An 11,055-nucleotide genomic window follows, 5' to 3' on the forward strand; every position below is an offset into this window, starting at 1 on the left:
CCCTCGGGGTCGAGGCCGTTGACGGGCTCGTCGAACAGCAGCACCTGCGGGTCGCCGAGGAGGGCGGCGGCGATGCCGAGCCGCTGGCCCATGCCGAGGGAGAAGCCCTTGGACCGCCTCTTCGCCACGTCCTGGAGACCGACGACGCCGAGCACCTCGTCCACCCGCCGGGCCGGGATGCCCGAGAGCTGGGCGAGGCTCAGCAGATGGTTGCGGGCGTGCCGGCCGCCGTGCACGGCCTTGGCGTCCAGCAGGGCCCCGACCTGGCGGGCGGCGTTCGGCAGCTTCCGGTACGGATAGCCGCCGATCGTCACCGAGCCGGCGCTCGGGTTGTCCAGGCCGAGGATCATGCGCATCGTCGTCGACTTGCCCGAGCCGTTGGGCCCGAGGAAGCCGGTGACGGCGCCGGGCCGCACCTGGAAGGAAAGGTTGTACACAGCGGTCTTGTCGCCATAGCGCTTGGTCAGGCCGACTGCCTCGATCATGCTCCGCACCCATCAAAAGGTTCAGGACAGCAGGGCACACGCCCCCGTAAGGGTTAGGAGGATAACGGGGCGCTGACGGTTCCGCTCAAATCAAAGTAAAACCCAGAGGTTCACGCATCGCGTTTCTTCAGCAGCAGGTAGCCGCCCGCGAGCACCGCCACCACCCAGGCCGCCATGATCGCGAGCCCGCCCCAGGGGCCGTACGGGGTGTCGTCGTCGAGCGGCGTGACCACCTGCATGATCCTGCTGCCGGCCTGGTCGGGCAGGTACTGGGCGAACTTCTTCGTCGCCCCGACGTTGCCCAGGATGGTCGAGATCAGGAAGAAGAACGGCATCAGGATGCCCAGCGACAGCATCGGCGAGCGCAGCATCACGGCCACGCCCATCGAGAACACCGCGATCAGCGTCATGTAGAGGCCGCCGCCGATCACCGCCCGCAGCACCCCGCTGTCGCCGATCGACGCCTTGTGCTGGCCGAGCATCGCCTGCCCGAGGAAGAACGCGACGAAGCTGGTCGCCATCCCCACGACCAGCGCCAGCCCGGCCGCCACCGCGATCTTGCTGAACAGGAAGGTGCCGCGCTGCGGGACGGCCGCCAGCGAGGTCCGGATCATGCCGGTGCTGTACTCGTTGCCCACCACCAGCACCCCGAACACGATCATCGCGAGCTGGCCGAGGCTCATCCCGGCGAAGCTGATGAACGTCGGGTCGAAGGAGAGCTGGTCGCCCCGGCTCATGTCGTCGAACTCGCTCTTCGACAGCGCCGAGATCAGCATGCCGAGGGCGATGGTGACCACCACGGCGAGGGACAGCGTCCAGACGGTGGACGCCACGGAACGGATCTTCGTCCACTCCGAACGGATGACCTGGGTCGCCGCCATCTCAGTCCTTCCTCCATCCGTCGCCCCACGGCTCCGGCTGCTCCAGGGGGGCGTCGCTGTGCGCGTGGTACTCGACCGACTCCGCGGTCAGCTGCATGAACGCCTCCTCCAGGGAGGCCCGCTGAGGGCTCAGCTCGTGTAGCACGAGCTGGTGCTGCGCGGCCAGCTCGCCGATCCGCTCCGACTTGCTGCCGTCCACCTCCAGCGCCTCACCGGCCTCCACGACGGTGATCCCGGCCCCGTGCAGCACATCGAGCAGCCGCTCCCGCTGCGGGGTGCGGATGCGGACGTACGCCCGTGAGTTCTGCGCGATGAAATCGGCCATCGAGGTGTCCGCGAGCAGCCGGCCCTGGCCGATGACGACGAGGTGGTCGGCGGTCAGCGCCATCTCGCTCATGAGGTGCGAGGACACGAACACCGTCCGGCCCTGCGCCGCCAGCGATTTCATCAGGTTGCGGATCCAGTGGATGCCCTCGGGGTCGAGACCGTTGACCGGCTCGTCGAACATCAGGATCCGCGGATCACCGAGGAGGGCGCCCGCGATACCCAGCCGCTGACCCATGCCCAGCGAGAACCCCTTGGCCTTCTTCCGCGCCACCGACGTCAGACCGACCGTCTCCAGCACCTCGTGCACCCGGCTGGTCGGGATGCCGTTGCTCTGCGCCAGACACAGCAGGTGGTTGAAGGCGCTGCGCCCGCCGTGCATGGCCTTGGCGTCCAGCAGGGCGCCGATGTACGTGAGCGGGTCCTTGAGCCGGTCGTAGTGCTGACCGTCGATCCGGACGTCCCCGGCGGTCGGCCGGTCCAGGCCCAGCATCATCCGCATGGTGGTGGACTTCCCGGCGCCGTTCGGACCGAGAAAGCCCGTGACGATGCCGGGTCTGACCGTGAAGGTCAGATTGTTGACCGCCACTTTCTCGCCGTACCGCTTCGTCAGGCCCTCGAGCTCGATCATGCGGCCACGCTAGGGCCGGTGCGCGACCGGTGCCAACCCCGGCGGGCGAACGGCGGCCGAAACCCGTATGACAGGGAGACGCACACCCGAAAGGGGCGGCAGGACCGAAGTCCCACCGCCCCTCACCTCGCTCGGATGACTACCGGGTCTGCTGCGCCGGCACACCGCGGGAGATCGGCTCGTCCTCGGCCGGGGAGCCGGCCGCGGCGACCGCGGCGCCCGTGAGGGTGGCGAGCATCTCGCGCACGTTCGTCAGCTGGGCGTTGATCGAGTCGCGACGGTTGGTGAGAGCCGCCAGCTCGCGCTCCGATTCCGAACGGATGCGGTCCGCCTTGGCATTGGCGTCGGCCACGATGTCCTCGGCCTGGCGCTGAGCCGTCTCGACGGTCTGACGGGCCCGGCGCTCGGCGTCCGTGCGCAGCTTCTCCGCCTCCAGACGCAGCTGCTCCGCGCGGTGCTCGATCTCCGCGAGGCGCTTCTCCGCCTTCTGCTGACGCGACGCCAGGTCGCGCTCGGACTGCTCGCGGCGCTTGGCGAGGTTCGTCTCGAAGTCGGCGGCGGCCTGAGCGGCCTTGGCGCGGGTCTCCTCGAAGAGGGCGTCGGCCTCCTCACGCTTCTGCGCCGCGTCCTTCTGGGCCTCGGAACGCAGCTGGGAAGCGTCGCTCTTGGCCTTCTCGATGACCCGGACGCCCTCGTCCTCGGCCTTGGCCTTGCGCTCCGCGGCGAACGACTCGGCGTCGTTACGGACCTGCTGGGCCGCGGACTCGGCCAGCTCGCGGTGCTGCTCGGCCGCGCGACGGGCCTCCTCGCGCAGGTCCTTGGCCTCCTCCTCGGCGAGGCGGAGGATCTTCTCGACACGCGCGCCGAGACCGGCGTACGACGGCTCGGCGTCGCTTACCTGGGCCTGGGCGTTCTGTGTCTCGAGGTGAAGCTCCTCGATGCGCTTTTCCAGAGCAGTGATACGGGCCAGAGCGCTGTCACGGTCGGAGACGAGCTTCGAGATGCGTTCGTCCACCTGAGCGCGGTCGTACCCACGCCGCACAAGCTCGAAGCCGTAGGGGGAAGTGTCGCTCATGGGGTTCCTGTCGAATGAGACCGGTGAGGTGATAGGTGGAATCCTAGGGGCCTAAGCGGTGTGTCATCGAGCGGATGCGCGTTTGATACGGAGAATGAGACCCCTTTTGGGTGGCTAAGCGTCAGACGGCTTGCCAAAGACTTGGGCAAAGGCCCCAGACTTCAACGGAACGCCCCTGTCCCGCTAGTGGTCCGAGGACTTGCCACCCGATCGTGGAGCACCCACCGTCGCACCCGCCTTGACGCCACTGTCCTTGTTGCCCGGCGGCGCCTCGAAGGACTCCAGGGCCTCCAGCACGTCCTGGACGCGCGAGATCTCGGCGTTGATGTCCTCGCGGCGACGCACCAGCACCTCCAGCTCGCGCTTGCCCTCCTCGACCGTGCGCCGGGCCTCGCGGATCGCCTCGGCCTTCAGCTCCTCGGCCTCACGGATCAGCGTGGCCTTCTTCTGCTCGGCCTCCTTCAGGAGCCCCTCGGCCTTCTTCACGGCGGCGATCCGGACCTTGCCGGCCTCCGAGTTGGCCTCCGACACCAGCTCCTTGGCCTTCGCCTGAGCCTTGCCCAGCTGCTCCTCGGCCGCCTTGATGAGCGCGTCGCAGCGGTCGCCGGTCGACCTCATCGTCTCGGCGGCCTCGCGGCGGGCCCGGTCGTGCAGATCCTCGATCTCGGAGGTGATGCGGTCGCGCAGCTCCTCCGCCCGCTCCCTTATGGCGGTCGCGTCCCGGCGGGCACCGACGAGCAGCTCGTCCGCGTCCGTACGGGCCTTCTCCACCCGCGAGTTGCCCTCGACCGTCGCCTCGGAGACGAGCCGGTCCGCCTCGGAACGCGCCGCGCCGACCATCGTGTCGGCCTGCGCCTCCGCCTCCGCGGTGGTCTTCAGCGCCTGCTGCTGCGCCTCGGTGAGCAGCTTGTCCGCCTCGGCGGCGGTCTCCGTGATGAGCGTGTCGACCTGCTCGGCGGCCTCGGAACGCCGCTTGTTGGCCTCCTTGCGGGCCTCGTCCAGCGTCGAGTCGGCCTCGTCGCGGGCCACGCTCAGCATGCGGTCGGCGTCCGCCGCCGCCTCCCTCTTGACCCGCTCGGCCTCGGCGCGCACCCGCTCGGCGTGCTGCCGCGCCGTACCCACCGTGTCGGCGGCCTCCGCGCGCAGCCGCTCAGCGTCGCCGGAGGCGTCCCCGATGAGCTTCTCGGCCTTCGCCACCGAGTCGGCGCGCAGCCGCTCGGCCTCCGCGATCGTCTCGGACTGGAGCCGCTCGGCCTCGGCGATGGTCTCCGTCTGGAGCCGCTCCGCCTCCGAACGGGCCTCCGTGATGAGGGTGTCGGCCTGCGTCGCGGCGTCCGACCGGATGCGGTTGGCGTCGTCACGGGCCTCCGCCCGGGTGCGCGACGCGTCCTGCTCGGCCTGCGCGATGGTGTCCGAGGCCTCCGTGCGCACCCGCTGGGCGTGCGCGGACGACTCCGAACGCAGCCGCTCCGCCTCCGCGATCGCGTCCCCGACGGTCCGCTCGGCCAGCGCGCGGGCGGCCTCCGTCTCCTCGCTCGCCTCGCGCCGCAGCCGGCTCGCGTCCTGCGACGCCCGCTCCCGCTCGGAGTAGGCGTCGGCGCGGACCCGGTCCGCCTCCGCCTCGGCCTCCCGGCGGGTACGGTCCGCCGCGTGCTCGGCGGCGGAACGCAGCCCGGTGATCTCCTCCTGCGCCTGCTCGTGCAGCCCGGCCACGGAGTCCCGTACCTGCTGGGCGTGCTGCTCGGCCGCCGACACCATCTCGGTGGCCCGGCGGTCGGCCTCCTCCACCAGCCGGACGGCCTCGGTCTGGGCGTCCTCCACGCGCTTGCGCGCCGCAGCCAGCAGCTCCTCGCTCTGCTCGCGGGCCCGCTCACGCTCCTGGTCGGCCTCCTGGCGGGCCGCGCCGAGGTAGTCCTCGGCCTCGTGGCGGCGCCGGGTGGCCTCCTCCTGGGCGGCGGCCAGCGTCTCGGACGCCTCGGCGGCCAGCCGCTCGGCGGCGGCCTGCGCCTCCGCACGCACCCGGTCCGCGGTGTCCTGCGCCTCGGTCCGCAGCCGCTCCGCCTCGGCGGCGGCCTCCGACCGCAGCCGTACGGCGACGGACTCGCCCTCGGCCCGGGAGGCGGACGCGTCGGCGGCGGCCTCGTCGCGCAGCCGCTCGGCCTCGGTCTCGGCCTGCTGCTGGAGCGTACGGATCCGCTCGGCGGCCTCGGCACGCAGCCGCTCGGTCTCCTCGGCGGCCTCGCGGCGGATCCGCTCGGCCTCCTCGCGGGCGGCGGTGAGCGCCTCCTCGGCGGCGGCGAGCCGGGTCTCCGCCTCGGTGTGCAGCCGGGTCAGCTCCTCGGCGGCCTCCGCCTGACGGGCCTCGACGGCGCGCTCGGCCTCCTCGCGCAGGGCGAGGGCGGCCCGCTCGGCGTCCGCCGTGATGATCTCGGCGGACTCGACGGCCTCGGCGCGGTGGCGCTCGGCCTCCTTGCGGGTGCGCTCCAGCGTCTCCTCGGCCTGCCGGCGCAGCGAGGTGGCCCGCTCGATGGCCTCCGTGCGGACCTTCTCGCTGTCCGCGGTGGCCTTCTGGCGCAGCTCGTCGGCGTCCTGACGGGCCTTCGCCAGCAGTTCCTCGGCGGTCTTGGCCGCCTCCTCGATCTGCTGGACGGCCTCCTTGCGGGCCTCCGCGCGGATCTTCTCGCCCTCGGCGACCGCGTCGGCGCGCAACTGCTCGGCCTCGCCGCGCAGCCGGCGGGCCTCCTCCTGGAGTTCGACCGTCTTGGCCCGGTACTCCGCGGTGTCGTCCTTCGCCGCGCCCTTGAGCTGCTCGGCGATGTCGTGCGCCTCGGCGCGCAGCCGGTCGGCCTCGGTCTCCGCCTCGCGGCGGATCCGCTCGGCCTCCTCGGCGGCGGCCTTCGTGGTGCGCTGCGCGTCCTCCTGCGCCTTGTTGAGGACGTCCTCGGCGGTCTTGGCCGCCTTCGACAGCTGGGTGGCGCTCTCCTCGGCGGTGAGCGTGCGGGCCTTCTCGGCCGCCTCGGCGAGGACCTTCTCGGCCTCGGCGCGGGCGTCCGCGACGACCTGCTCGGCGTCCGCCTTGGTGGCCTCCGCCTCCTTGGTGGCCTCGCTGACCAGCCGGGCGACCTGCTCCTTCGCCGTACGGGTGCGCTGCTCGTTGGCGGACTCGGCGCCGGAGAGGGCCTTCTCGGCGGCGGCCTTGGCCTCCGCGACGACCTTCTCGGCCTCGGACTGCGCCTTGCGCAGCGCCTCCTCCGCCTCGGCCATGCGCTGCTCGGCGGTCCGGCTCAGCTCGGTCGCCTGGCGGCGGGCCGTGTCGGACTCGGTGGCCGTGGAGCTGCGCAGCGCCTCGGCGTGGTCGGTGGCCTCCTGGGCCTGGGTGGAGGCCGCGTTCAGCAGGCGCTCGGCGTCCGTGCGGGCGCGGCGCAGCAACTGCTCGGCCTCGGCGCGGGCCGACTCGGCGTCGCTCTGGAGGCGCTGACGGGCCTCCGTGGTGACCCGCTCGGCCTCGGCGCGCGCGGCTGCCAGGGCCTGCTCGGCCTCGGCGCGCGACTCCTCCAGCAGACGGCGGGCCTGGGCCTCGGTGCGGGCACGCAGCTGTTCGGCCCACGCCACGTTCTCGTTGACGTGCGACTCGACGGTCTGCCGGCGCTCCGCCAGTTCCTGGTCGAGCTGCTGGCGGCGGGTGACCGCCTCCTGGTGCAGCTCCGCCTGGAGCCGGGCCGAGTGTTCGGCGTGCTCCTGGAGGATGCGCTGGGTCTGCGAGCGGGCCTGGCTCAGCTCGCGCTCGGCGTCGGCGCGCAACTGGTCGGCCTGCATCTGCGCATTGCGCAGCAATTGCTCGGCCTGGTAGCCGAGGTCCCCGCCGTCGAAAGAGGGCCGGGACATGATGGTGCGCCGCGCCTCGTGCAACTTGGCGCGCAGCACCTCGACCTGGTAGCCGAGGTCCTCGGCGTGCTGGATCGCCTTTTCCCGCTCGGTCTTCAGCCGCTTCATCTCGGCTTCGAACCGCGTGAGGTGGTCGACGTCAGCCGCCGGCTCCCGCTCCTGGCTCTCGTAGCCCCGCACTGCGCGGTCCCATCCGTCCCCTGGTCGCAAGCTTCTCCGTACGAGCTCCGTCCATCCGCCGGACGGGGCCCCCGGGGAATGGTGTCAGATCAACGGCGGAGCGCGGGCTGCCGCCCCGATGCTCGTCCCCCGAACCCGGACCCCGGACGGGTCCTGCCGACATGACGGCAGGACACCGGTCGCCCTGGCTGGAGCGGCGACCGACCCCAACCCTACCGGCCCATATGTACGAGGGTCAGTGCTCAGGTGACTCAACGGGCGCCGAAGTGACCAGTTCTGTCAGTACTCCGTGGCAATCCTTCGGGTGAAGGAAGGTGATTCGTGACCCCATGGAGCCGCGTCGGGGCTCTTCGTAGAGCACGCGTACCCCCTTGTCGCGGATGTCCGCCGCGTCCCCGTCGACGTCCGCCGTGCCGAAGGCGATGTGATGGACGCCCTCGCCGTTCTTCGCCAGCCACTTCCCGACGGCGGAGTCCTCCCGCGTCGGTTCCAGGAGCTGGAGGTACGAGGCACCCCCGTCGGACGTATCGTTGATCTTGAGCATGGCCTCGCGTACGCCCTGCTCCTCGTTGACCTCGGAGTGGAAGACCTCGAAGCCGTACGTCGCCCGGTAGAACTCGACGGTGGCGTCGAGGTCGTGGCAGGCGATCCCGATGTGGTCGATTCGCGTCAGCATGGTGTCAGTGCAGCGCGGCGGGCGTGGTTACGCAACGTGCGCGCGATCACACCCACCGCCCGATGACGGGTGAAGTACCGGTCAGTACATTCGAAGTAAACCCTCGTTCACTCCTCGGCCCGTGCAAGGCCGGTAAGGGGAATCGCAGCTCATGACTGGATCGACAGGAACCAACGGCACGACCTCGGTGATCGTCGCGGGCGCCCGGACGCCCATGGGACGGTTGCTGGGCTCGCTGAAGTCCTTCTCCGGAGCCGACCTCGGCGGCTTCGCGATCAAGGCCGCCCTCGACCGTGCGGGTATCGGCGGCGACCAGGTGCAGTACGTGATCATGGGCCAGGTGCTCCAGGCCGGCGCGGGCCAGATCCCGGCCCGGCAGGCCGCGGTCAAGGCCGGCATCCCGATGAACGTTCCGGCGCTCACCGTCAACAAGGTGTGCCTGTCCGGCCTCGACGCCATCGCGCTGGCCGACCAGCTGATCCGCGCGGGTGAGTTCGACATCGTCGTGGCGGGCGGCCAGGAGTCCATGACCAACGCCCCCCACCTGCTGCCGAAGTCCCGCGAGGGCTTCAAGTACGGCGCCATCGAGATGCTCGACGCGATGGCTCACGACGGGCTGACCGACGCCTTCGAGAACATCGCCATGGGCGAGTCCACCGAGAAGCACAACACGCGCCTCGGCATCGCCCGCCCCGAGCAGGACGAGATCGCCGCCCTGTCCCACCAGCGGGCCGCCGCCGCGCAGAAGAACGGCCTGTTCGAGGCCGAGATCACGCCGGTGGAGATCCCGCAGCGCAAGGGCGAGCCGGTCGTCTTCAGCAAGGACGAGGGCATCCGCCCCGAGACCACCGCCGAGTCCCTCGGCAAGCTCCGCCCGGCCTTCACCAAGGACGGCACGATCACCGCCGGTACCGCCTCGCAGATCTCCGACGGCGCCGCCGCCGTGGTCGTGATGAGCAAGGCCAAGGCGCAGGAACTCGGCCTGGAGTGGATCGCCGAGATCGGTGCCCACGGCAATGTGGCGGGCCCGGACAACTCGCTCCAGTCGCAGCCCTCCAACGCCATCCTGCACGCCCTGAAGAAGGACGGCCTGGACGTCTCCGACCTTGACCTCGTCGAGATCAACGAGGCCTTCGCCGCCGTGGCCGTGCAGTCCATGAAGGACCTCGGCGTGTCGACGGAAAAGGTGAACGTCAACGGCGGCGCCATCGCCCTCGGCCACCCCATCGGCATGTCCGGCGCCCGGCTCGTGCTGCACCTGGCCCTGGAGCTGAAGCGGCGCGGCGGCGGCATCGGCGCGGCAGCCCTGTGCGGCGGCGGCGGCCAGGGTGACGCACTGATCGTGCGGGTCCCCAAGGCCTGAGTTCCCTGTACGTCATTACCTGAACGGAACCCGAACGGAGCTGTGATGCAGGACGTCTCCTCGCTGGTCGCCCAGGCCAGGGAAGGCCGGCCCCGGGCCGTGGCCCGGCTGATCTCCCTGGTGGAGGGGGCGTCGCCGCAGCTCAGGGAGGTCATGGCGGCGCTCGCCCCGCTGACCGGCAACGCCTACGTGGTGGGCCTCACCGGTTCGCCCGGCGTCGGCAAGTCGACGTCCACCTCCGCGCTGGTCACGGCGTACCGCAAGCAGGGCAGGCGGGTCGGCGTCCTGGCCGTCGACCCGTCCTCGCCGTTCTCCGGCGGCGCCCTGCTCGGCGACCGCGTCCGGATGTCGGAGCACGCCTCCGACCCCGGCGTGTACATCCGCTCCATGGCCACCCGCGGTCACCTCGGCGGGCTGGCCTGGTCGGCCCCGCAGGCGATCCGGGTGCTCGACGCGGCGGGCTGCGAGGTGATCCTCGTCGAGACGGTCGGCGTCGGCCAGTCGGAGGTCGAGATCGCCTCCCAGGCCGACACCAGCGTGGTCCTCCTCGCCCCCGGCATGGGCGACGGCATCCAGGCCGCCAAGGCCGGAATCCTGGAGATCGGCGACGTGTACGTCGTCAACAAGGCCGACCGCGACGGCGCCGACGCCACCGCCCGCGAGCTGAACCACATGCTGGGCCTCGGCGAGTCCCGCGGCCCGGGTGACTGGCGGCCGCCGATCGTCAAGACGGTCGCCGCCCGCGGTGAGGGCATCGACGAGGTCGTGGAGGCGCTGGAGAAGCACCGCGCGTGGATGGAGGAGCACGGCGTCCTCGCCGAGCGCCGTCGTGCCCGCGCGGCCCGCGAGGTCGAGACGATCGCCGTGACCGCCCTGCGCGAGCGCATCGGCGACCTGCACGGCGACCGCCGCCTCAGCACCCTCGCGGAGAAGATCGTCGCCGGTGAACTCGACCCGTACCGGGCGGCGGACGAACTGGTGACGGGCCTGACGCGGGGACAGTGACGCGAGTGTCGGGGGACAGCGACGTCAGCGTCGGGGGGCAGTGACGTCAGCGTCGGGGGGCAGTGACGTCAGCGTCGGGGGGCAGTGACGTCAGCGTCGCCAACCCGGCGGCACCGCTGGTACGTTGATCCCATGTTCCTCTTCCTGGCGTAGGGCACACCCCGCCACGCACCGGCCTGCCGGACCGGCCGCCGTGGCCCCAGGTGTCCCCTTTCTCCCGCCTCACGTCGAGGAACTCACCCATGTCTGCGCCCGTTTCGCGGCCGACCTATGCCGCCGTGCTCCGCGTCCCGTACGCCCGCCGCACCTTCGCCGCCGCCCTCTCCGGGCGGCTCGCGTACGGTCTCGTCTCCCTCTCCCTCCTCCTCGCCACGGTCCACGCGACGGGCTCCTACGCCGTCGCCGGCACGGTCCTGGCCCTTTTCGGGGCCTGTGCCGTCCTCCTGATGCCGCTGCGCGCGTCCCTCGTCGACCGCCACGGCCCCCGGCGCGCCCAGCAGGACGGCGTGGAGGGCGGTCATGGGCGGCAGGGCGCGCCGGGGGCCGTGGC

At 71.6% G+C, this 11,055-nt stretch carries 8 protein-coding genes and 1 pseudogene; 3 read left to right on the forward strand and 6 right to left on the reverse strand.

The features are described 5' to 3' along the window. The 6 genes from BZL64_RS08580 to mce all read right to left on the reverse strand — a co-directional run. The coding region (locus tag BZL64_RS08580) for an ABC transporter ATP-binding protein (protein WP_143663049.1) at positions 1-485 on the reverse strand (485 nt) is incomplete at its 3' end. 110 nt (positions 486-595) lie between these two features. Then, a complete protein-coding gene (locus tag BZL64_RS08585; protein ID WP_086767718.1) occupies positions 596-1,366 on the reverse strand; it encodes an ABC transporter permease in 771 nt (256 codons plus the stop codon). A 1-nt stretch (position 1,367) separates the two neighbouring features. Further along, positions 1,368-2,321, reverse strand: coding sequence for an ABC transporter ATP-binding protein (locus BZL64_RS08590; protein WP_086767720.1), 954 nt, complete (start codon positions 2,319-2,321; stop codon positions 1,368-1,370). 139 nt (positions 2,322-2,460) lie between these two features. Next, on the reverse strand, positions 2,461-3,396 hold the full coding sequence (locus tag BZL64_RS08595) for a coiled-coil domain-containing protein (protein WP_086767722.1): 936 nt from the start codon (positions 3,394-3,396) through the stop codon (positions 2,461-2,463). A 183-nt stretch (positions 3,397-3,579) separates the two neighbouring features. Continuing rightward, positions 3,580-7,461 (reverse strand): polarized growth protein Scy, encoded by a 3,882-nt coding sequence (gene scy / locus BZL64_RS08600; RefSeq protein ID WP_086767724.1) that lies wholly within the window; start codon positions 7,459-7,461, stop codon positions 3,580-3,582. 235 nt (positions 7,462-7,696) lie between these two features. Continuing rightward, positions 7,697-8,137, reverse strand: a complete 441-nt coding sequence (mce, locus tag BZL64_RS08605; RefSeq protein ID WP_073499834.1) for a methylmalonyl-CoA epimerase — start codon at positions 8,135-8,137, stop codon at positions 7,697-7,699. 151 nt (positions 8,138-8,288) lie between these two features. Here mce and BZL64_RS08610 point away from each other — a divergent pair, with 151 nt between their 5' ends. The 3 genes and pseudogenes from BZL64_RS08610 to BZL64_RS08620 form a co-directional block, all read left to right on the forward strand. Continuing rightward, complete coding sequence (locus BZL64_RS08610; protein WP_086767726.1) at positions 8,289-9,500, forward strand: acetyl-CoA C-acetyltransferase; 1,212 nt, start codon at positions 8,289-8,291, stop codon at positions 9,498-9,500. Positions 9,501-9,545: 45 nt separating this feature from the next. Then, the gene (meaB, locus tag BZL64_RS08615; protein WP_086767729.1) at positions 9,546-10,505 is read left to right on the forward strand and encodes a methylmalonyl Co-A mutase-associated GTPase MeaB; all 960 of its coding nucleotides are present in this window, start codon (positions 9,546-9,548) and stop codon (positions 10,503-10,505) included. A 242-nt stretch (positions 10,506-10,747) separates the two neighbouring features. Then, positions 10,748-11,055 (forward strand): annotated as a pseudogene (locus BZL64_RS08620) (MFS transporter); the annotation flags it as partial.

Source organism: Streptomyces bobili, from assembly GCF_002154575.1.
Lineage (GTDB): Bacteria > Actinomycetota > Actinomycetes > Streptomycetales > Streptomycetaceae > Streptomyces > Streptomyces bobili.

Excerpts from the sequence above, each read along its gene's own strand:
- BZL64_RS08590 (WP_086767720.1), bottom strand. The coding sequence starts at position 2,321 with ATGATCGAGCTCGAGGGCCTGACGAAGCGGTACGGCGAGAAAGTGGCG.
- BZL64_RS08610 (WP_086767726.1), top strand. The coding sequence starts at position 8,289 with ATGACTGGATCGACAGGAACCAACGGCACGACCTCGGTGATCGTCGCG.
- mce (WP_073499834.1), bottom strand. The coding sequence starts at position 8,137 with ATGCTGACGCGAATCGACCACATCGGGATCGCCTGCCACGACCTCGAC.
- BZL64_RS08585 (WP_086767718.1), bottom strand. The coding sequence starts at position 1,366 with ATGGCGGCGACCCAGGTCATCCGTTCGGAGTGGACGAAGATCCGTTCC.
- BZL64_RS08595 (WP_086767722.1), bottom strand. The coding sequence starts at position 3,396 with ATGAGCGACACTTCCCCCTACGGCTTCGAGCTTGTGCGGCGTGGGTAC.
- meaB (WP_086767729.1), top strand. The coding sequence starts at position 9,546 with ATGCAGGACGTCTCCTCGCTGGTCGCCCAGGCCAGGGAAGGCCGGCCC.